Origin of the sequence: Ensifer aridi (genome assembly GCF_002078505.1) — a bacterium.
GTDB classification, from domain to species: Bacteria; Pseudomonadota; Alphaproteobacteria; order Rhizobiales; family Rhizobiaceae; genus Sinorhizobium; species Sinorhizobium aridi.
The window spans coordinates 58,866-80,732 of sequence record NZ_LUAV01000004.1 but is presented as its reverse complement, the minus strand read 5'-3'; the positions used below and the strand labels follow the sequence as shown (position 1 = coordinate 80,732).

Sequence of the window (21,867 nt, the reverse complement as noted above, 5' to 3'; positions counted from 1 at the left end):
GCGGAAAAACCGCGCACGCTTTCCCATGCCGCTTCAGCGTACTGCCGCGACATCTCGATAGCGGTGCGACAGATAACGCATCGTGGCGAGAGCATCCGCAGGCTTGCCGTAGAAATAGCCCTGCCCCATGCCGCAGCCGAGCGCCTTCAGTTTCGCGGCCTCGGAAGAGTGCTCGATGCCCTCGGCAACGACCTCCAGTTCCAGCCCCTCGCACATCGAGACGATGGCCCTGACGATGTGCTCGGAGGCACGGTCGGCCGAAATCCGGGATACGAAGGCGCGGTCGATCTTCACCTTGTCGAAGGTGAAGTCCCTTAATCGCCCAAGGCTGGATTGCCCCGTTCCGAAATCGTCGAGCGACACGCGCACGCCCGCCGCCCTCAATTCGGAGACGATCCTCTGAGCGACGTTCGCGTCGGCCATCACGGCGGTTTCGGTGATTTCGAGTTCGAGGCGGCGAGGATCGAGCCCGACCTGGCCGATGATCGCCAGCAGCCGAGCGCTTGTTGCCGGATCCGTCAACTGGGCGGATGACAGATTGAAGGAAAGGAAAAGTTCCTTCGGCCACGACAGGGCTGCCTGGGCCGCCTTGCGCAGAAGCGCGTCGGCCAGCGCGTCGATGAAGCCGCGCTCCTCGGCGAGCGGAACGAATACTGAGGGCGAGACATAGCCGAGATCCGCGTCGCACCATCTCGCCAGCGCCTCGAAGCCGACCACGGTGTCCGTGCGCAGGTCGACGATCGGCTGGAAATGCATGTCGACCTCATCGGCGATGATCGCGTTGCGCAACGCCTGCTCAAGCGCGGTCGCGCGCTTCATCTCCTGGGCGATTTCCTGGGAATAGACGGTGATCTGGCCGCGGCCGCGGCGTTTCGAGCGATAGAGCGCCGTATCAGCGCTCTTCAGCAGATCCTCGAAGGTGCCCCCGGCGAAGGGATAGACCGCGAAACCAAAGGACGCGGAGAGTCGGACGTTGCGATCACCGAGCGCGAAGGGGGCGGAAAGCGCCTCCTTCAGCATCTGGCCGAGCTTCTCAGCGCCCTTTCGTTCAAACGTCAACGGCAGAACGATTGCGAATTCGTCGTCCGTCGTGCGTGTCACCGTTGCGCTTTCCGGAACACAGGCCTTCAGCCGATGCGCCACCTGGCGCAGGATGCGATCACCCGCTTCCGGCCCGAAAAGGTCGTTGATCGGCTTGAAGCCATCGAGGTTGGCAAGGGCGATGGTGAAAGGCGCCGGATCACTTGCCCGTTCGTCCGCGAGGGTGCAGACGCTTTGGCGCAGGTAACGCGCATTGCCGAGACCCGTCAGCGGATCGACGAGCGCTACCGCATGCGGCTCGTCCGAGCTCAGGCGGCGACCCGTTGGCAAGTTGCACGTCATCGCGGCGAATTCCCGACAGTACCGGCCAGCTCTGCAGCGAGCCGCTCACACCGCCGCACGATCCGGCCGGAACCGGTGCCCGGTCGGCGGGATAAAAGGTGCTCGACGGCGGGGTGGGACGGGCTCATTCCTTCGATGTTCTACACTTTGCGGCAATCGGGCTCACGGGCGGTGCGCCGTCAAGGGACTTTCAAGGGCGCCACAACACTGAACCTCTACGGGTCCTGTACTTGCGACAGCGTCGGTCGAGACAACCATACGGTGGACGATGACGACCGATGGTTAACAATCCCATATCACCTCACTGCGAAATCTACCGTCGACAGTGCCCGATGGACGCGAACGGGCAAAACTCGAGGTCAGCCCGCCGCACGCATGTCTGCAGGCCGCATGTATTTGCGGAGCACCGCCTCGATCATATCCGGGCTGATCGGCTTCATAATGTAGTCGTCCATGCCGGACGCCCTGCATTGCTCTAGATCGATGTCGAGCGCTTGTGCGGTCACCGCCACGATCGGCGTACGGCCTCCGACGCGCTTTTCGGCCTCGCGGATGGCTGCGGCCGCCTCGAAGCCGTTCATGACCGGCATCGATACATCCATCAGGACCAGGGCAGGCCGAAGCTCTCGCCAAAGCTGCACAGCTTCCTTGCCATCGGCGGCGATCCGATGGGAGACGTCGAGCCCCTCGAGAATCTGCGCGAAAACGAACTGGTTGATCTGGTTGTCCTCGGCGACCAGCACCTCCACCGCCGGAGCATGCTGCGCGGGCTCGACATCGCTTTCGAGGGCAATGCCCCAGTCCGGCTGCGGCAGCGGCGATCGCGCTGGCCGGGACTCGGCGCAGATGCGGAAGATCTCGGCGAGCAGCGCCGTTACGTCCATATCGCCGGAAATCTGAAGGCACGGACTGGCGCACCATGAGGCGATGGCACGGTCCCCCTCCGCAAGCGAAGTGTCGATCAGAAGAATGTCGAGCTTCAAGCCACGGCTTTCGGCGGCTTCTACGAAGGCTTCGAGCTCCCTGACGCTCCGGACCGCACAGGCATCAAGGCCGGAGCCGCGCAGGCGGGGTACAAAGCGTTCCTCCAAATCCCGATCCGCCGTCGCCAGGAGCACACGAAGGCCGCGCGCCGGCATCGTCTCGATCATCGATCCGGTTTCGACGAGCTGTTGCACGTTCAAGGCCCGGAAGGGATCGTAGAAATTCTGGGCCGGCGTAAAGATGCTGTAATCGCGGACCTGCAGCCCGGCATCGCCGCCGCCTTCCGTGCCATGGTACCACACGGCGATGTCGGTCACGTCGTTCATGCATGTCACGACAAAATAGCGACCGGGCGAGCCGATGCGATATTTGCGCGTGACGGCCCAGAGATCGCTGCCGTCCGAACGGACAATATGCTCGGCCTCCGAGTGGGTTCTGCCGGTCCAAAGGACGTAGCGGTCCGAGTGTTCGAACCGCTCTGCGAGTTCTGCCTCCACAAGATCCCAGGCGGAGCGCCCGAGGATCGCGTCCTGCGTGAGATCATGAATGGCGCAGAAGGCCTTGTTGACGGCGATGTAGTTGAGATTGCGATCCTTGACGCAGACCGGATTGGGTTGGGCGTCGAGAATGTCTTCGGTCAGCGCGACGCGTTCGAGATCGGTCTGGAGCTGTTCGTCGCGCTTCTTCTGCTCGGAGATGTCGCTGACGGCAAGAATGCCGATGCCGCTCGACAGGCGGCGCTTGCGCAGGCAGATCCACCGCGACCGTCCGGCCCGCTCCACACTTTCGTAGCGTTCGCGCCAATGAAGCGCCATGTGCTCGGCGATCCAGCCTTCGCGGTTCGGTCGGCGCCGGCTCGCCTCCGGTAAGGTTCCCGGGCGCACGCCGGTATCATAGACCGCTCCCAGAAAATCGCGCAGCCGCGTGCCCGGGACCAGCATATGCGCGGCAACAGGGAAGAACTGCAGCATAGAGGCGCTCGCAAAAAGGATCGTGTCGTCCCGGCCGCAAACGAGAAGCGCCAGGCCGAGCGCATCGCTGCTCGCCTCCAGAACCGTCCTCATGATGTCCGCGCCGCCCGACGCCGCATCGTTCATCGCGCTGTCCTCGTTCCCGCCGCAGCTCCGTGCATCTCAAATCGAATGCACTAAAGCCGCTGCAACGCTTCGGCATACCGCACGGTTTTGCCTCTGGACCGTTCCGATCGAGGTCATGCGGTAGCGGTTTCTTTTCGGAACATGCTGGCTGGCCGTGGACGGCATCTCTTCGGGCGGATACGGGCGGCGTCCAGCAACGCCGCGCGGCTCCAAAGACAAACCCGTGGTCATTCAGGTTGTTGTGGAAAATCGCAGCAGAACGTTAAAGCCGGATTAAGTCGTTGTCCCCGTTTTTCCGGGGCCCCGGGGCCGGGATGAGGTCTTCGAGCCGGCCTTGTCGAAGAAGAGGACGCGCGGCCCTTTCCCTCTTTCGCCGAATCTTGGAAAATGGGCCATGGCCATTAAGCAACTCTCCGAAACGCTCATCAACCAGATCGCGGCGGGCGAGGTCATCGAACGACCCGCCAGCGCCGCCAAGGAACTGATCGAGAATGCACTCGATGCGGGTGCGACCAGGATCGAGATCGCGACGGCGGGCGGCGGCAAGACGCTGCTCCGGGTCACCGACAATGGCAGCGGCATGTCGCCCGCGGACCTCGAACTGGCGATCCGCCGCCACTGCACCTCCAAGATCAGCGACAGCCTCATCGACATCCGCACGCTCGGTTTTCGCGGCGAGGCGCTTCCCTCGATCGGATCGGTGGCGCGCCTTTCGATCACCACGCGGACGGCAGAGGCGCGAGAGGGTGCGGCGATCACGGTCACCGGCGGCCGGAGCGAGCCCGTGCGCCCATCGGCCGCCAATGTCGGTACCGTGGTGGAAGTGCGCGATCTTTTCTTTGCGACGCCGGCTCGGCTCAAATTCATGAAATCCGAAAAGGCCGAGGCTGCGGCGATTTCCGAAGTCGTGCGCCGCATGGCGGTCGCCTTTCCAAAGGTGCGTTTCGTGCTTTCCGGCTCCGATCGCTCGACGCTCGAATTTCCCGCGACGGGTGACGATCGGCTGGCGCGAATGGCGCAGGTGCTCGGCAAGGACTTCCGCGACAACGCCATCGAGATCGATGCCGAGCGCGAGGGCGCACGCCTCACGGGCTTTGCCGGCGTGCCGACCTTCAATCGCGGCAATTCGCTGCAGCAATATGCCTTCGTCAATGGCCGACCGGTTCAGGACAAGCTCATTCTCTCCGCGATCCGCGCCGCCTATGCCGAGACCATCCCGCAGGGACGTTACGCGGTCGCGGTGCTGTCGATCACGCTCGACCCCGCCCTCGTAGACGTCAACGTCCATCCGGCGAAGTCGGACGTGCGCTTCCGCGATCCGGGACTGATCCGAGGGCTGATCATCGGCGCGATCCGCGAGGCCCTGGCGCGCGGCGGCGATCGCGCCGCAACGACCGGCGCCAGCGCCATGATGCGTGCCTTCCGACCCGAGGCCTACAGACCCGAGCACCAAGGGCCGCGGGAGCTCTGGACGGCCGCCGCCTCACCCTACCGGCCGATGCGCTTCGACGAGGCCGCCAGCGGTTTCGCCGAGGCCCCGCAGGCAAGGTTCACGGAATTCGCGCAGCCATCGGCGCGGGCAGCCGCACAGCCGGCCGAGTTGAGACAGGCCGAAGGGCCGGCACCTTCCTTCCCGCTCGGCGCCGCCCGTGCGCAGCTTCACGAAAACTACATCGTCGCGCAGACCGATGACGGGCTCGTCATCGTCGACCAGCACGCCGCACATGAAAGGCTCGTCTTCGAAACGATGCGGGCGGCGCTGCATTCGCGGCCAGTGCCGGCCCAGGCGCTTCTCATCCCGGAGATCGTCGACCTCCCGGAAGACGACTGCGACCGACTGGTGGCACATGCGGAGGAATTCATGCGGCTCGGCCTGGCGATCGAACGCTTCGGACCCGGAGCGGTTGCCGTGCGAGAGACCCCGGCAATGCTCGGCGAGGTGGATGCGGCCGGACTGGTAAGGCAGCTTGCCGACGAGCTTGCCGAGTGGGACACGGCAAATGGTCTTCAAGGGCGGCTCGAATATCTGGCCGCCACCATGGCCTGCCATGGTTCGGTGCGCTCCGGCCGCCGCCTGCGCACCGAAGAGATGAACGCGCTGCTTCGCCAGATGGAGGCGACGCCGGGCTCCGGTCAGTGCAATCACGGCCGGCCGACCTATATCGAGCTCAAGCTCGCCGACATAGAGCGGCTTTTCGGCCGGAGCTGAAGCCTTGCGGAACGATCGTCGGAAATCCGCTGGTTTTTTGCAGAGCGCCGCGATAGATCAGGACGTTCACGAGAAGACGAGGCTGACGCAGGCATGATGAACCGTTTCGAAGGAAGCTCCTCCCGCGAGGCGAAGATCCGTTATCTCGACGGCGACTTTCAGGTCGTGCTTGCCGGGTCGCATGTCGTCTGTGCCGTGACCGGCAAGGCCGTTCCGGTCGACGAGCTGCGGTACTGGAGCGTCGCGCGCCAGGAGCCCTATGTGGACGCAGCCGCCTCCCTTGAAGCGGAGCGGCGCGCCGGAGCTTTACCAAGTCAGTCTCGCTAATTTCAGCCGGATCCGGGCGCACGCAGCCGGCGGGCGCGAGCGGCGGCAAGCGCCGTATCGATGATCTTTCCCGGCGCCGCGGGATCGTCGAACCGCACGTCGATCTCGATCACTCTGCTTTTTGCCGCCAGTTCCCCTGCCCGGCCGTGACCGGGCTCCAGGCGAACCATGTCCTTCGCCGTCGTGACGAGCGTCAGGCCCTGGCTCGCGGCGCGATCGACAAGGTCCGCGACTTCGTCCTCGGAGAAGTGATGATGATCGGGAAAGCTTCGGGTCTCTTCGATGATTGCGCCGGTCTCCCGCACCGTGCGGAAAAACTTCTCCGGGTCGGCAATGCCGGCCCAGGCAAGCACTTTGACGCCGGCCAGCGACCTATCGTCGGTGCGGATGGTCTCGGCCGCGTAGACGGGCTTGCCCGCCCGCGCGGCGCGGCGGACCAGCGGATCGGCGGCGGATTCGTGACCGATCTTCAGAAGCGCCGTGGCGTGGCGGATCTGATCGCCGATCGGGGCGCGAACGGGACCGGACGGCACCAGATGGCCGTTGCCGATGCCGCGGCCCGAATCGATCACCAGCAGCGCGAAATCGAAGACGAGTCTCGCACTCTGGAAGCCGTCATCCATGATGATGATGTCTGCGCCTTCGGCGGCAAGCTTGCGGGCGCCCTCGACCCGGCGCCGACAGACGACCGTCAGCGCCTCGCGCGCGAGCAGTAGCGGCTCGTCGCCGACCTCGCGAGCGCGATGGTGTTCCGGGTCGACGATTGTCGTGACATCCAGCGAACCGCCATAGCCGCGGCTCAGGAAACCCGGCTTCAAACCTTTCGCCTTGGCGGCCCGCGCGAGCGCGATTGCCGTCGGCGTCTTTCCCGCGCCGCCGACGGTGAAATTGCCGACGCAGATGAGCGGCACCGGCGCCGTGGCGCGGCGCGCCCGGTCCATGCGCATGCCGGCGATGCGGCCGTAGAGCCAGGAGAACGGCCAAAGAGCATAGGCGCGCCAGTCGGCCTTGGTCCACCAGAACGGAGGCGCTTCAGAAACCATCTCTACCCGCAATGCCTGCCCCGGCCCCTGCCCGCACGGCCAGGAAGGGCTGTACCCAAAACTCTCCGTCGCACGGCCGGCGACGGCATGATCGCCGACAAAGAACGTCAGAACGGAAAAAAAGGCAAGCCGGTCAGGCGGTGAGCACCGCTTCCAGCTCAGTGATATCGGCGAGGCAATGATCCGAGGCGTCGGCAAGCGACTGGCGCGAACCGGTGCCCGTGAGCACGGCGACTGTCATGCCGACGCCCGCCCTGCGGCCCATATGCATGTCGTGATTGTTATCGCCCACGACCGCCACCTGCTCCGGCATGAGCCCCGTCGCGGCGCAGAATCCGAGCACCATGCCGGGCTCCGGCTTGACCCCATAGCCGCTATCATAGCCGGCAACGTAATGCAGGTAATTGTCGAAACCGAAGCGTTTCGCCGTCTCGCGGATCGAACGCTCGTTGTCGCTCGATGCGACACCGAGGCGATAGCCTTTCGCGTGCAATCCGGCAAAAAAGGCGGCGAGGTCGGTCACCGGGACGGCATAATCGGCGGAACAGGCGAAGAGCCCATCGAAAAGGGTGGTCAGTTCCTCGACCGTGAACGGCGCGCCGGCTGCCACCATGCCGGAAGCGATCTCCACCGTGTTTCCGGCGGCAAGCAGGCTGTCGGGGGCGACGTGCCCCGTATCCGGGTCCATACCGCCCGCGTAAAGGAGCGTCCTTGCGAGATCATTGTCGCCCTTGGCGGCGATGCGCGCCAGCTCGTAGTTGACCGGAACCCAGCTCTTCACGTAGTCGAGCAGGGTGCCGTCCTTGTCGAACAATATGCCGGCAATGCCTGTTGCGGCCATGATCCCGACCTAGCCTTCCGCGCGCGGCTCCAGCCGCGCTTTCACCACCAGCGGATTGATGTAGGGCTCGAGCCCCTTCATCGTCGCCGTCAGCGCGCCTCGCATCTGTTGCACGGTTTCAAGCCCCGCGTCGATCATCGAGCGACGCATGTCGTCGTTGGCGAGCAGGTAGTTCACTCCCTTTGCGAGCATCTCGGTATCGCGCACAATCTTGGCGCTGCCGTTCTTGGCGAGCATCTGATAGGTCTCGCGGAAATTCTGGACGTTGCCGCCCGAAAGCACCGCACAGCCGAGCATGGCGGGCTCCAGCGGATTCTGACCACCCTCGGCAAAGAGCGAACGGCCTACGAAGGCGACTTCGGTCAACCTCAGATAGAGCCCCATCTCGCCGATCGTATCTCCGAGGAATATGTCGACGTCGGGCGTCAGCGGATCGCCGCGCGTCCGACGTGCAACCTTCAGGCCCTTCGCGACAAGCGCGGCCTCGATGGCGTCGCAACGCTCCGGGTGGCGCGGCACGATGATCGTCAAAAGGCCCGCGCGATCCTTCAGCGCTTGATGAACGGTGCCGGCGGCAGTTTCCTCGCCCTCGAAGGTGGAGATCGCCGCCCAGGTCTTGCGCGTACCGATCTGCTGGCGGTATTCGCGTAGCGCCCGCGGGTCGTGCGGCGGAGCATCCGTGTCGACTTTGAGATTGCCCGAAACCATGACCGGCAGCGCGCCGAGCGTGCGGAAACGATCCGCATCGACATCGGACTGGGCGATGACCAGCGCAAGATTCTCGAAAAGCGCGTCCGCGAGCGACGGCCGCTTCTTCCAGCGGGCGAAGGTCCGGTCGGAAAGGCGGCCGTTGACGAGGACCTGCGGAATGTGGCGCCGACCGAGTTCGATGATCGTCATCGGCCAGATTTCGGATTCGGCGATGATCGCCAGATCCGGCTGCCAGTATTCGAGGAACCGGCTTACCGCCGGTTTGAAGTCGAGCGGCACATATTGGTGCACGACGGTCGACCCGAGTCGCTCTGCCGCGACCTTGGCCGAGGTCGTCGTTCCCGTGGTCAGCACCACGGCGATGCCGCGACGGCGAATTTCTTTGATCAGCGGCGTGACGGCCACCGTCTCGCCGACGCTGGCGGCATGGAACCAGACGAGAGGTCCCGGCGGGCGGGGCGCACTGGCATAGCCGTAGCGCTCGCGCCGACGCGCCGGATCCTCCTTGCCCTTCGCCGCCCGGAGCGCAAGATAAGACCAGAAGAAGGGGTAAATCGCCGTACCGACCCAGCGATAGCCGGAGAGCGCGAGCCGTGCACGCAGGCTACTCATGAATGCTTGCCCTCAGCTCCGTCCGACACCGTCGGCATCATTTGTTTTCCGGGTCAAGCAGGCGATGCATATGAACGATGAAATAGCGCATGTGGGCATTGTCCACGGTCATCTGCGCCTTGGCCTTCCAGGCGACGTGGGCACTCTCGTAATCGGGGAAGATGCCAACGATATCCAGATTTTCGAGGTCCCGAAATTGCACGTCGGTGAGCGTCGTCAACTCTCCGCCGAAGACGAGATGCAGCCGTTGTTTTTTCTCGGAGTCGTGAGCCATCGGAATTCCATCTGTTTTTTGGTGTGGGCGTTGGTTTGCGGCATTCGCCCGTAAAGGTCAATGGGGCTCAAGAGGCCTGGAGGCGGCGAGCAAAGCCGAGAGCGCCGACCCCGAAGCCGCTCCCAGAACGCCATGCGTAACGATCGGGCGATTGTAGGAGAGAGGCTCGCCATCGACGCTACGAAGCGCCCCGCCGGCGCGCGAAAGGATGAGATCGGCGGCGGCAAGGTCCCAATCATGAGAGTTCCTCTTGACGACCGTCCCATCGATGCGGCCGTCCGCGATCATCGCCAAGCGGTAGGCAAGCGACGGCACATGCGACACGCGCAACATCGTCTTGCGGTAGGGCAGCGCGAGCTTGCCGATCAGGTCCTCGGCGATCGCGATCTTCAGAATGTCGCCGGCATCTCGCACCGCAATCGCGTCGCCGTTCTTTCGTGCCTCGCCGTCAAGCGTCGCCTGGAAGACCTCGCCGAGGGCAGGCGCATAGAGAACGCCCGCCACCGGCTGTCCCCGATGGACGACGGCGATGCTCACGCACCAGAGGTCCTTTCCGGAAATGAAGGCACGGGTACCGTCGATCGGATCGACGACGAAGACGGTTTCGCGGGTGAGACGGGTTTCGTCATCGTCGGTCTCCTCCGAGAGCCAGCCGTAATCGGGTCGCGCGGCGAGCAGCCGCCCCTTGAGGATGTCGTTGGCGGCAAGGTCCGCTTCGCTTACGGGGGACCGGCCTTCGTTCTTCCAATGGACGCCGAACGACTTGCGAAAATATCCGAGCGCCGTGTCGCCAGCCGCGACCGCCGCGGCGAGGATGAGCTCGAGATCTTCGTCCCAAGCCGGCACGATCGAAAGGGCTGTTTCTGACATTCAAATCCTTACACGCGGAGACCAGCCCCACGCACCTTCAACTCCTGGCGGAACGCATCGTCCGCATTCATGTTCCGGCGAGCGTCATGCCTTCGATCGCAAAGGTCGGCGCGGCGATGCCGAATTTCCTGTCGATATCATCGGCCGGCGTCAAGGCCATGAACATCTGCTTGAGATTGGAGGCGATGGTCACCTCCGACACGGGATAAGTGATTTCCCCGTTCTCGATCCAGAAGCCCGAGGCGCCGCGGCTGTACTCGCCTGTCACCATATTGACTCCCTGGCCGATGAGCTCGGTCACATAGAAGCCGGTGCCTACACCGCGGATCAGGTCCTCGCGCGAAATCGAGCCCGGCTCGAGCGCGAGATTGGTCGAGGCCGGATTGACTGTCGGTCCGCCTCGAACACCGCGGCCGTTGGTTTCGAGCCCCAGTTCCTTGGCCGCAGATGTGGACAGGAACCAGTGCCTGAGAACGCCATCTTCGACCATCGACAGTTTCGAACCGCTGACCCCTTCGCCGTCGAAGGGGCGCGAAGAGGAGCCGCGAACGATCAGCGGATCGTCGGTGACGGAAATGCCCGCCTTCATGATCTGCTTGCCCATCATGTCGCGCAGGAAGCTTGTCTTGCGCGCCACCGAGGCGCCATTGATGGCGCCTGCCAGATGGCCGACGAAGCCGCGCGCCATGCGCGGATCGAAGACGACGGTCACATTCTTCGCCGTCGGCACGCGACGCGGATCGAGGCGCGCCACCGCCCGCTCGCCGGCAACGCGGCCGATGTCGTCGGCAGTGCGCAGCTCGTCGAAATAGAGCCGGCTGTCGTAATCGTAGTCGCGCTCCATCTTCGTGCCTTCGCCTGCGATCGCGCTCACCGAGCGCCCGAACCGCGTCGCCAGATAGGAGCCGGAAAAGCCGTGGGAGGTGACGAGGACCAGTCCGCCCATGCCGGCCGAAGCGCTGGCGCCGCTGGAATTGGTGACGCCTGCGACCGAGCGCGCGGCCTCTTCGGCGGCGAGCGCCGCCTCCGTCAACGCCTCCGTCGAGACCTCGCTGCTATCGAAGAGATCGAGGTCCGGATAGGATCTCGCCAGCCGGTCGGGATCGGCGAGCGAGGCGTAGGGGTCCTCGGGCGAGGCCTTCGCCATCGCCACCGCCCGTTCCGCCAGGACCTTCAGGCCGAAGCCGGGATTGGCGGAGACGCTGGCGACGCGCCGCCCGACGAAGACCCGGAGCGAGAAGTCGTCGCTTTCGGAAGCCTCCGTCGCCTCGACCTTGCCAAGCCGAACCGAGACGGAACGGGAGCGGCCGCGCACGACGACCGCATCGGCAGCATCCGCACCGGCGCGGCGTGCGTGGTCGACGAGCTCGGCGGCACGTGTTTCCAGGACGGCGGAATCGATCATCTCAGACATGATTTGGCCTTTCATTCCTGCCCCATTTATTGTGCACTGAAGCATGCATCAAGGGCATCGACATGATTCCCGTCTCAGCAGCAAAATGATAGTCAGCCGAGCGGCCATCGTGTGGCGCCGCCGGCCGTTGAATGAAAGCGCGAGCATGGAAACGACACCGATCCTCTATACCCAGGCGCTTATGCTGCTTGGCGGCGCCGTGGTCGCAGCACCGCTGTTCAAGCGCCTGGGGCTCGGCACCATTCTCGGCTATCTCGCAGCCGGCATATTGATCGGCCCGGTCGCCCAACGGATCACCGAGGGCGAGGAGATTCTGCATGTGTCGGAACTTGGCGTCGTCTTCCTGCTGTTCATCATCGGTCTGGAGTTGAAGCCGTCGCGGCTGTGGCAGATGCGGCGGGATATCTTCGGGCTCGGCACTGCGCAGGTGGTCTTCACCGGCCTCGTTCTGTCGTTCCTGATTACATCCAGCGGTCTTCTCGGAGGGGCCGGAAGCATCATCGCCGGCTTCGGCCTGGCGCTCTCCTCCACTGCCTTCGCCATGCAGATTCTCGATGAGAACAACGATACCAACACGCGCTACGGCCAGCGCGCCTTCTCCATCCTCCTGCTGCAGGATCTGGCGATCGTTCCCCTGCTCGCCCTTATTCCGCTGATGGCGGCGCAGGCGCCGGAAGACACGACGACGCCTCTCGAGGATTTCGCGATCGCGGTTACCGCCGTCGCGGCGCTGTTCGCTGCGGGTCGCTATCTGCTCAATCCTCTCTTCCAGGTGATCGCGCGCACGGGGGCACGCGACGTCATGATCGCGGCCGCGCTGCTCGTCGTCATGGGCGCGGCGACGATGATGCAGCTTGCGGGCCTTTCCATGGCGATGGGCGCCTTTCTTGCCGGCGTATTGCTCGCGGAATCCTCCTACCGCCACGAGCTCGAGGCGGATATCGAGCCTTTCCGCGGTATCCTTCAGGCGCTGTTCTTCATGGCGGTCGGCCTGTCGCTGGAGCTCGACGTCGTTGCGGAGAACCTTCTCCAGATCATCATCGCGGTGCCAGTGCTGATGGCGGTCAAGAGCCTTGTTCTCTACGGGCTCTGCCGGGTGACAGGTTCGCCCCACAATGATGCGCTGCGGATCGGCCTGCTTCTGCCCCAAGGTGGTGAATTCGGCTTCGTGCTCTTCACCGCTGCGGCCGCGGCCGGGGTCTTCTCGCAAGGCACTTCCTCACTGCTCGTTGCCATCGTCACGCTCTCGATGGCGCTGACGCCCGTCGCGGCGATGCTTTCGAAACGGCTCATGCACGAGCAGGACGAAATGGCCGAGGAACTGGACGAGGACTTCGAGGGGGCCGGTGCCGACGTGCTGATGATCGGTTTTTCCCGTTTCGCCCAGATCGCGGCGCAGATCCTGCTTGCCGGCGGCCGCGACGTGACGATCATCGACCACTCCGCCGCGCGTGTGCGCCAGGCGGCAACCTTCGGCTTCCGCATCTATTTCGGCGACGGCACCCGGCTCGACGTTTTGAGGGCGGCCGGCATCGAACGGGCAAAGATCGTCGCCGTCTGCACGCAGAAGAAGGAAATCACGGACAGGATCATCAGTCTCGTCAAGGCGGAATATCCGAACGCCCGCATCTTCGCGCGCTCCTACGACCGCCTGCACACGCTCGAGCTGCGTGCGCTCGGCGTTGACTACGAGCTGCGCGAGACGTTCGAATCCGGCCTGCTCTTCGGCCGCAAGACGCTCGAGACGCTGGGCGTGAACGGCGACGAAGCGATCGCGATCATGGACGACATTCGCCGTCGCGACGAGGCGCGGCTGGTGCTGCAGGAAGCTGAAGGCATCACGGCCGGCCGCCACATGCTGCATTCGAGACCGGTCCGACCGGAGCCGCTGGTCAAGCCGAAGCGCGACGTGAACCACGCGGCCGAAACGGAGGAGCGAATCCTGCCGACCCTTCCCGCCGACGACCAACCGCAAGGAGACGAAACGCTGGCGAAGGCGGAGTGAGCTACGGCTTCTCCTCCCACGCTCCAATACGCTCCGACAGCGCGCGCTTCACCTGCTCCTTTGTCTCATGCGTGGCGGCAAGCAACTCCTTGGCCCGCAGGAAGTCGAGCACGCGGTAGCGGCCGACATCGGGCCGCAGCAGGATATCCGGTGCGCCGGCCTTCATCTTCATGGCAATGATCGACTGCATCATGAGCTGGCTTGCCCCGAACAGGCTGTCGATGCGGCTCGGGATCGTCCTGCCGTCGCCGTCCGGACCGCCGACGACGTCAACGGCAATGACGATATCCGCCGCATCCCGCAGATGGTCGAAGGGGATCGGGTTGTAGATCCCGCCGTCTATCATCACACGGCCATCGATCTTCACCGGCGTGAAAAGCGCCGGCAAGGCGCAGGAGGCCGCGAGCGCCTTGTGGAGATCGCCGCTCTCGCAGACGCGTTCCGTCTGCCCGTAATAGTCGGTGACGACGACCTTGAGCGGAATAGGAAGCTCGGAAAAACGGGCTGGAACAGCTTCGGGCAGAAATGCTGTCAGTACCCGCTCGATGTTGAACTGGCCGAAGCGGAGGCCGCTTGCGACGGCCTCCGACAGGCTGGCCGGCCGTAACTGCCAGAGGCGGTTTAGCACTTCGCCGCGGTGGCCGACGGTTGCCAACACGTGGTCGCGGATTTCCTTGCCGCTCATGCCGGCGGCCATGCCAGCGCCCATCAGCGCCCCGATCGACGAGCCGGCGATCGCCGCGGGCCGGACACCCATCTCGTCCAGCGCATCGATGACATGGATGTGGGCAAGACCCCGCGCGCCGCCGCCGCCGAGCGCGAGCGCGATCGTCGGCCCGCCTTTCGTCTCCGGCAGATCGCGCCGCGGGGATACGTTCTGCTCCATTATCTGCTCCGTTCCGTTTGCGCCTTGGCGGAAGAACAAATGCGCGCAGAGGTCGCAGACCTTTACCCTACTGCATGTTTCCTTAAATCCTAGCCGATTTAAGGAGTGCCACAGCTTGCCTTGTGCGTCTGAAGGCGCACGGCGCTGTAAGGTAGTTCAGGCGCCACGAAATCGGTAGAAGTGCATTTTCGTGTCGCCGAATGCGCGCACGTCGAGCGGCTCGAACGCAGCGGAGAGTTGCGGCCGTATGTCGGCGCGCTCCTCCAGGATCGCCAGGGCGCCGGGCACGAGCCATCCGCCGGTGGCCGCCGCCTCCAACGCCCGTTCGCCAAGGCCCTGGGCGTAGGGCGGGTCTGCGAAGACCAGATGAAACGGCTCCATCGTGCCGATCGGGCCGAGATCGGTCGCGTCGCGGCGAAAGATCTTGGCCCGCCCCTGGAGGCCGAGCGTTTCGATATTGACGCGGAGCAGACCGCGGGCCTCGACGCCCTGTTCGACGAAGAGCACCTGTCGGCAGCCGCGCGACAAGGCCTCGAGCCCGACGGCACCCGTGCCGGCAAAAAGATCGAGTACCCGAGTGCCGTCAAGCGCCTCGGGATAGCTATGGCTCAGGATGTTGAAAAGGCTCTCGCGCGTCCGGTCAGTGGTCGGCCGGATGTCGTTGGATTTGGGTGTGGCGAGCGCGCGACCACGAAACTCTCCGCCGACGATACGCACGGCCGATTACTTCCCCTTCCCTCGCGGCCTGCCGCCACCGCTGCGACCGCCAGGTTTGCCGCCACGAGGTTTGCCATCCCCGGGTTTGCCGCCCTTGGGTTTGCCGTCACGGGGACCGGACGAGCGCGGGGCGGACGATTTCGCCCCAGACGGTTTGGCGCCGGCGGGCTTCGCACGCGGCCGGTCGTGAGAGGGCCGAGCCTCGTCGCCACGGCGCTGAGGGCGTGCCGCATCCTTGCGGCTTTCCCCTGCCTTGGCGGAGAATGCGCGACCTTCGCCTTTTGGACGCGCAGCGCGCTCACCGCGCGGGCGCTCGCCGACCTCGCGGCGCGGTGGGCGATCGCCGTGATCGCGTGATTTCCGTTCTGCGGCATCGAGCGGCCGGCGCCGATCGAAACCGCCGGCGGACTCGTCCTTGCGACGTCCAGGCTTCTTCGTCCGGCCTTTCGCCTCCGCACCAGGCGCGGCTGCGGCCTTCCGAGAGACATCGGATGCGGCGCGGGGAGCCCGCTTCGTCTCAGCGCCCTTGCCGCGAACAGGCTTCGACGTGGCATCGTCCGCCGCTTTCGCCTTCTTCTCGACGACGGGCCGCGCGCCCGGCGCCATCCAGACGTTCGAGGCGCGGCTTCGCCGCACCGGCGGCCGCGCCGGCCGGTCTTCCGCTTTCCCACGGCTACGGCTGCCACGCTCGTGGTCGCGGCCATCGTCGCGGCGCGTGTCGAGGCGGGCAAGGGCACGCGCGCGCTTGTCCTCCGGCTTTTCGCGCCACCCGCCGCGTTCCGCCTTGCCGTGATCGGGCGTGGCGGCAGCAGGCGGCTCGGCTTCGGCCGCAGCCGGCTGATCGTTATAGATCGGCGCGTCGAAATTCGCCTTGGCGTCGGCGATCAATCGGGGGCCAAGCTGTTCTCTCAGCGTACGGCCGCGGATTTCCTGAACGTGGCCAATCGGTAGTTCGCCGAGTTGGAAGGGCCCGTAGGAGATGCGGATCAGCCGGTTCACGTCGAGCCCGAGGGCGCCAAGCACGTTCTTGATCTCGCGGTTCTTGCCTTCGCGCAGACCCATGGTGATCCACACATTCGAGCCCTGGACCCGATCGAGGGTCGCCTCGATCGCGCCATAGAGAACGCCGTCGACGGCGATGCCTTCCTTCAACCGGTCGAGCGCGGCCTGGTCAATATCGCCATGCGCCCGAACGCGATAGCGGCGCAACCAACCGGTCGACGGCAGTTCGAGCACGCGGGCAAGCCCACCGTCGTTCGTGAGCAGAAGCAGGCCCTCGGTGTTGATGTCGAGCCGACCGACCGAAAGCACGCGCGGCAGATCGTCGGGCAGGTTCTCGAAAACCGTCGGACGGCCTTCCGGATCGGCATTGGTCGTGACGAGGCCCGCCGGCTTGTGATAGAGCCAGAGGCGCGTGCGCTCGATGCCGCGGATCGGATGTCCGTCAACCTCGATGTGATCGGCCAGCGTCGCATTTACGACCGGCGTATCGAGCACGACTCCATTGAGCTTGACCCGGCCTTCCATGATCATGCGCTCGACATCGCGGCGCGATGCAACGCCCGCGCGCGACAAGATCTTCGAGATGCGCTGCGGCTCGTCCGGCCCAACGGCAGGCGCAGCGGAGCGGCTCTCGCCTCCCGCATGAGGTTTCTTGTCCCGGCTTCTCGGCTTGCCGCCGGGCTTCGTGGGCTTGTCTTTCGATGTCATTTGTGTTGCCTGCCTTTTGCGGCTGTCCTATCAGGTCGAAGGCCGTGGGTTAAGAGAAATATTGAACGAGTTATGGCGGAAACGGCGCGCTTCATGGATGCGGCCCTTCAAGAGGCCCGGAAGGCGGCGGCACGTGGCGAGGTGCCGATCGGCGCGGTCCTCGTGCTCGACGGCCAGATCATCGCTGCCGCCGGAAACCGCACGCGCGAACTGAACGACGTCACCGCCCACGCCGAGATCGAGGTGATCCGTCGGGCCGCGGCCGCTGTCGGCGACGAGCGGCTTTCGGGGGCCGATCTCTATGTCACGCTCGAACCCTGCACCATGTGCGCGGCCGCGATCTCATTCGCCCGCATCCGCCGCCTCTATTATGGCGCGGAGGATCCGAAGGGCGGCGCCGTCGATAATGGGGTCAGGTTCTACGCCTCGCCCACCTGCCATCATGTGCCGGATGTCTATTCCGGCCTCGCGGAGCAGGAAGCAGCGGATATTCTTCGGGAATTCTTTGCTGCGCGGCGGTGAAGCTCAGTCCGCCGCAAGCGCCGCGAGCGCCTCACCGGCGAGCCGGTAGCGCTTCCATTCGGACATCGGCTCCGCGCCGACCGCCTCGTAGACGCGAATGGCAGGTTCGTTCCAGTCGAGCACGCTCCACTCGAAGCGGCCGCAGTCTTCGGCGATGGCGATCCGCGCCAGATGCTTCAGGAGCGCCTTGCCGGCGCCCGAGCCGCGATACTCCGGCGAGACATAAAGGTCCTCCAGATAAAGACCCTTGCGCGCCTGCCAGGTGGAATAGCTGTAGAACCAGATGGCAAAGCCGGCAGGCTTGCCGTCGGCCTCGCAGATGACGGCATGTGCGACCGCATCGGTTCCGAAGAGTGATCCGCGCAAACGCTCGACCGTCGCCTCCACCTCGTGGGCGGCCTTTTCATAGGTGGCGAGTTCCGTGATGAAACGCAGGATCGTCTCGGCGTCACCCGGAACCGCATCGCGAATGCTGATTGCCATGCTTGAGTTCCGACCTAGCTCGTCTAGAACGGCCAGTACCACTTGCTGCCGCTGTTTGCGACCTGCGCTTCCTTCTTGCGGCGGCGCTCCTTGTCCTTTTCCGGCTCGCCGAGATCCGTTTCAGCGCCTTCGGGCAGGCGGCGATACTCGAGCGGCGGGTCGCTCAGGAAGCGGCGCTTGTCGGAATAGGCGCCCTGTTCGATCTTGCGGGCCTCGCGATAGGCCTCCTGCTGTTCCTTGGCGGAAAGCCGGCGGCCGTTGGCGTTCGCCTTGGCGAGCGGCGAGACGTAATTGGGGTTGTTCTTGTTGGCGTCGGCCTCTTCGCGCAGGCGCTGGCGGACTTCTTCGGGCGACTCGACCCAAGCCGGATTGGCTTCGCGGCTCGCGAGCGACTTCTGGGGCTCAATCAGCGCGGCCTGCTGCTCTTTCGGCGGCAGCACGAGAGGTGCACGCGGCTGGTACTTGGTAGGAGCCGTCTTCGGCGGAGCGAGGCTGACGGCGCTGCCGAGGTCATCGAGCAACTGTTCGCCCGCCGTCTTATCGGTGCCGTAGGTGGGGCCGCCGACGCAGCCGGAAAGCATCAGGCTGCCCGCCACGACAACGGCAATGCCGGCAAACACTCGCATCTCTCGCGTCATATCCATGAATTCCTTCCAGCCGACCGCACCTCGCCTGCCGCGGCCACTCAAGCGCCCCTTGGCGGAAAATTCCGCCAAATTTCGGGCAGGTTGTACCGGATGAACGCCTCAAGCGCAATTCACCCGGTAAAACGTCCCGTCAGGGCTTGAAGCCGAGCTCCCTCAACGCAGCGGCGTCGCGCGCCGATACATCCGGATAGAGCGGATCAGAGCCAACATCCTTGGTGATTCGCCAGGAGCGGGCGCATTTGCGGCCCTCCGCCAGCTTCGGCACGACGCTCACCTTCGCGACCTCCGGCAAGGTGAAGGCGCCGGCCGGCCCTTCGCTGCCGTCGATCTCGATGGCCGAGGTGATGCAGATCTCGGCGAAGTCCTGACCGTGAAGCGCCCGGCGCAGTTCCGGATCGGTGATATGGACGATCGGAGCGGACTCGAGTGAGGAGCCGATGCGCTTGTCCTTGCGTTCGATTTCGAGCGCGCCGGTCACCACCTTGCGGACTTCGCGAATCTTCCGCCACTTCTCGGCGAGGGCGTCGTCGCGCCATTCCGCGGGCACGAGCGGGAACTGTTCAAGATGCACAGATACGGCCTCGGGGTTGCGGGAAAGCCAGGCTTCCTCGGCGGTGAAGGGCAGCATCGGCGCGAGCCAGGTCACCAGGCAATCGAACAGGGTGCGGATGACCTGCAGCGCTGCGCGGCGGCGCAGCGACGACGGCGCATCGCAGTAGAGCGCGTCCTTGCGGACGTCGAAATAGAAGGCCGACAGTTCGACATTGGAGAAATCGATGAGGGCGCGCGCGATCCGCTTGAAGTCGAAGGCGTCGTAGCCTTCGCGCACCAGCCGGTCGAGTTCGGCGAGGCGGTGCAGCATCAGCCGCTCGAGTTCCGGCATGTCGGCAAATGCGATCGTCTCGCCCTTGTCGTGCGCCAGCGTGCCGAGCATCCAGCGGACCGTGTTCCTGAGCTTGCGATAGGCGTCGATGTTCGTCTGGATGATGGTCTTGCCGAGGCGCTGGTCTTCCCAATAGTCCGTCGTCATCACCCAGAGCCGCAGGATGTCGGCGCCGGCATCCTTCATCACCTCTTGCGGTGTGACGGTGTTGCCCTTCGACTTCGACATTTTCTCGCCCTTCTCATCCATGGTGAAACCATGAGTGATGACGGCGTTATAAGGTGCGCGGCCGTGCGTCGCGCAGCTTTCAAGCAGCGAGGAATGGAACCAGCCGCGATGCTGGTCGGAACCCTCGAGATAGACGTCCGCCGGCCATTTCAGGTCCGGACGGTCTTCGAGCGTGAAGGTATGAGTCGAGCCGGAATCGAACCAAACGTCGAGGATGTCCATGACCTGGTTCCAGCGGGCATGGTCGTGGTCGTTTCCGAGGAAGCGTTCCTTGGCACCTTCCGCGAACCAGGCGTCCGCCCCTTCGCTTTCGAAGGCGTCGAGAATGCGGGCATTGACCTCTTCGTCGACGAGGATCTCGCCGTGGTCGTCAGCGAAGATCGCGATCGGCACGCCCCAGGCGCGCTGGCGTGACAGTACCCAGTCGGGACGCTGCTCAATCATCGCCCGCAAACGGTTCTGGCCGGCGCCGGGCACGAAGCGGGTTCCATCGATCGCATTAAGCGCGCGGGAGCGCAACGTCGTGCCGTCGCCGAAGTCCTTGTCCATATAGACGAACCATTGCGGCGTGTTGCGGAAGATCACCGGCTTCTTCGACCGCCAGGAATGCGGATAGGAATGCTTCAGCCGGCCGCGGGCGAAAAGCGCGTGGCGGGCGATCAGCGCCTTGATCACGCGATCATTGGCATCGCCCTTCTTGCCCTTGTCGTCGATAACACGGCCGGCGCCGCCTTCCGCATCGGGACCGAAACCGTGCGCCTCAGCCGTGAAATAACCGGCATCATCCACGGTAAAAGGGATCGCGGAGGAGATGCCCCGCGCTTCGAGTGCCCGGGCACTGTCCATCCAGGCCTCGAAGTCCTCGCGGCCATGGCCGGGTGCGGTGTGCACGAAGCCGGTACCCGCATCGTCGGTCACATGGTCTCCGTCGAGCAGCGGCACCTTGAAAGCGTAGCCGCCGCCGAGGCCGTGCAGCGGATGGGCGCAGATGACCGCCGCCAGCTCGCCCGCCTCGATGTCGCGGACGAATTTGAACGTGACCTTCGCCTTGGCGGCCGATTCGTCGGCGAGCCGCTTGGCGAAGATCAGCTTTTCACCGGGCTGCGGGCCATAGTCGTTCTCTGCCGTCGCTACCTCGTAGAGGCCGTAGGCATAGCGCGACGAATATGCGATCGCGCGGTTGCCGGGGATCGTCCAGGGCGTCGTCGTCCAGATGACGACGAAGGCGCCGGCGAGCGCGTCCGGCCCTTCGGTTACCGGGAACTTCACCCAGATCATGTCGCTTTCGACATCGGCATATTCGACTTCGGCCTCGGCCAGCGCCGTGCGCTCGACGACCGACCACATGACCGGCTTCGAACCGCGATAGAGCTGGCCGGCCTTGGCGATCTTCATCAGCTCGCCGGCAATGCGTGCTTCCGCATGGAAGTTCATCGTCGTATACGGCTTTTCGAAGTCGCCTTCGATTCCGAGGCGCTTGAACTCCTCCGTCTGCACCTCGATCCAGCCGCTGGCGAAGTCGCGGCACTCCTTGCGGAACTCGTTGACCGGAACGTCATCCTTGTTCCGGCCCTTCTCGCGGTATTTCTCCTCGATCTTCCATTCGATCGGCAGGCCGTGGCAGTCCCAGCCCGGAACGTAGTTGGCGTCGTAGCCGCGCATCTGGAAGGAGCGGTTGATCACGTCCTTCAGGATCTTGTTCAGCGCGTGGCCGATATGGATGTTGCCGTTGGCGTAGGGCGGGCCGTCGTGCAGCACGAATTTCTCGCGCCCGGCAGCCGAGGCGCGCAGCTTCTTGTAAAGGTCCATCTTCTGCCAACGGGCGACGATTTCCGGCTCCTTCTGCGGCAGGCCGGCGCGCATCGGAAACTCCGTTTGCGGCAAATAGAGAGTGGAGGAATAATCGATCTTTTCAGCGGTCTCTGTCATGGTCTTTGCATTCGCCTTTTCCGCGCGGGATCGTCACGCATGCGGAAGAATCGGTCTCTTGAAGATGGCTGGGGGCGCGAAACGCCGAAATC

General features: G+C 64.6%; 18 protein-coding genes. 4 read left to right on the top strand and 14 right to left on the bottom strand.

The window, feature by feature from the left end:
• Positions 1–33: 33 nt before the first annotated feature.
• Positions 34–1,383, bottom strand: a complete 1,350-nt coding sequence (locus tag AYK65_RS04020; RefSeq protein WP_046118491.1) for a putative bifunctional diguanylate cyclase/phosphodiesterase — start codon at positions 1,381–1,383, stop codon at positions 34–36.
• Positions 1,384–1,742: 359 nt separating this feature from the next.
• On the bottom strand, positions 1,743–3,464 hold the full coding sequence (locus tag AYK65_RS04015) for a response regulator (RefSeq protein WP_081157949.1): 1,722 nt from the start codon (positions 3,462–3,464) through the stop codon (positions 1,743–1,745).
• A gap of 394 nt (positions 3,465–3,858) precedes the next feature.
• Here AYK65_RS04015 and mutL point away from each other — a divergent pair, with 394 nt between their 5' ends.
• Together mutL and AYK65_RS04005 are read left to right on the top strand one after the other, a co-directional pair.
• Entirely contained in the window at positions 3,859–5,673 is a 1,815-nt protein-coding gene (gene mutL, locus AYK65_RS04010; protein WP_026613005.1) for a DNA mismatch repair endonuclease MutL, read from the top strand.
• A gap of 93 nt (positions 5,674–5,766) precedes the next feature.
• On the top strand, positions 5,767–6,000 hold the full coding sequence (locus AYK65_RS04005; protein ID WP_026613006.1) for a DUF2093 domain-containing protein: 234 nt from the start codon (positions 5,767–5,769) through the stop codon (positions 5,998–6,000).
• 2 nt (positions 6,001–6,002) lie between these two features.
• Here the strand turns inward: AYK65_RS04005 and lpxK are convergent, their stop codons facing one another.
• From lpxK to AYK65_RS03975, 6 genes are all read right to left on the bottom strand, one after another.
• Positions 6,003–7,043, bottom strand: a complete 1,041-nt coding sequence (gene lpxK / locus AYK65_RS04000; RefSeq protein ID WP_046118493.1) for a tetraacyldisaccharide 4'-kinase — start codon at positions 7,041–7,043, stop codon at positions 6,003–6,005.
• A 133-nt stretch (positions 7,044–7,176) separates the two neighbouring features.
• A complete protein-coding gene (locus AYK65_RS03995) occupies positions 7,177–7,884 on the bottom strand; it encodes an HAD family hydrolase (protein ID WP_034884898.1) in 708 nt (235 codons plus the stop codon).
• 9 nt (positions 7,885–7,893) lie between these two features.
• Positions 7,894–9,207 (bottom strand): lipid IV(A) 3-deoxy-D-manno-octulosonic acid transferase, encoded by a 1,314-nt coding sequence (waaA, locus tag AYK65_RS03990; protein WP_026613009.1) that lies wholly within the window; start codon positions 9,205–9,207, stop codon positions 7,894–7,896.
• Positions 9,208–9,244: 37 nt separating this feature from the next.
• The gene (locus AYK65_RS03985; protein WP_026613010.1) at positions 9,245–9,481 is read right to left on the bottom strand and encodes a DUF4170 domain-containing protein; all 237 of its coding nucleotides are present in this window, start codon (positions 9,479–9,481) and stop codon (positions 9,245–9,247) included.
• A gap of 57 nt (positions 9,482–9,538) precedes the next feature.
• Complete coding sequence (locus AYK65_RS03980) at positions 9,539–10,351, bottom strand: 3'(2'),5'-bisphosphate nucleotidase CysQ (protein WP_081157948.1); 813 nt, start codon at positions 10,349–10,351, stop codon at positions 9,539–9,541.
• A gap of 67 nt (positions 10,352–10,418) precedes the next feature.
• Entirely contained in the window at positions 10,419–11,765 is a 1,347-nt protein-coding gene (locus tag AYK65_RS03975; RefSeq protein WP_046118495.1) for a TldD/PmbA family protein, read from the bottom strand.
• 145 nt (positions 11,766–11,910) lie between these two features.
• Here AYK65_RS03975 and AYK65_RS03970 point away from each other — a divergent pair, with 145 nt between their 5' ends.
• On the top strand, positions 11,911–13,770 hold the full coding sequence (locus AYK65_RS03970) for a monovalent cation:proton antiporter-2 (CPA2) family protein (protein ID WP_026613013.1): 1,860 nt from the start codon (positions 11,911–11,913) through the stop codon (positions 13,768–13,770).
• A gap of 1 nt (position 13,771) precedes the next feature.
• Here AYK65_RS03970 and AYK65_RS03965 read toward each other — a convergent pair whose 3' ends face one another.
• The 3 genes from AYK65_RS03965 to AYK65_RS03955 form a co-directional block, all read right to left on the bottom strand.
• On the bottom strand, positions 13,772–14,656 hold the full coding sequence (locus AYK65_RS03965) for a patatin-like phospholipase family protein (protein ID WP_046118496.1): 885 nt from the start codon (positions 14,654–14,656) through the stop codon (positions 13,772–13,774).
• Between the two features lie 156 nt (positions 14,657–14,812).
• Entirely contained in the window at positions 14,813–15,373 is a 561-nt protein-coding gene (gene rsmD, locus AYK65_RS03960) for a 16S rRNA (guanine(966)-N(2))-methyltransferase RsmD (protein WP_026613015.1), read from the bottom strand.
• A 6-nt stretch (positions 15,374–15,379) separates the two neighbouring features.
• A complete protein-coding gene (locus AYK65_RS03955; RefSeq protein WP_081157947.1) occupies positions 15,380–17,083 on the bottom strand; it encodes a pseudouridine synthase in 1,704 nt (567 codons plus the stop codon).
• A 72-nt stretch (positions 17,084–17,155) separates the two neighbouring features.
• On the opposite strand from AYK65_RS03955, the gene AYK65_RS03950 reads away from it, so the two are divergent.
• Positions 17,156–17,605 carry a nucleoside deaminase gene (locus tag AYK65_RS03950; RefSeq protein ID WP_026613017.1) on the top strand — a complete coding sequence of 150 codons (450 nt, stop codon included), beginning with the start codon at positions 17,156–17,158 and terminating at the stop codon, positions 17,603–17,605.
• A gap of 3 nt (positions 17,606–17,608) precedes the next feature.
• Here the strand turns inward: AYK65_RS03950 and AYK65_RS03945 are convergent, their stop codons facing one another.
• The 3 genes from AYK65_RS03945 to ileS all read right to left on the bottom strand — a co-directional run bounded on the left by AYK65_RS03945 (position 17,609) and on the right by ileS (position 21,775).
• The gene (locus AYK65_RS03945) at positions 17,609–18,088 is read right to left on the bottom strand and encodes a GNAT family N-acetyltransferase (protein WP_026613018.1); all 480 of its coding nucleotides are present in this window, start codon (positions 18,086–18,088) and stop codon (positions 17,609–17,611) included.
• A gap of 23 nt (positions 18,089–18,111) precedes the next feature.
• Entirely contained in the window at positions 18,112–18,732 is a 621-nt protein-coding gene (locus tag AYK65_RS03940) for a hypothetical protein (RefSeq protein WP_026613019.1), read from the bottom strand.
• 133 nt (positions 18,733–18,865) lie between these two features.
• Positions 18,866–21,775, bottom strand: coding sequence for an isoleucine--tRNA ligase (gene ileS, locus AYK65_RS03935; RefSeq protein WP_046118497.1), 2,910 nt, complete (start codon positions 21,773–21,775; stop codon positions 18,866–18,868).
• Positions 21,776–21,867: the final 92 nt, after the last annotated feature.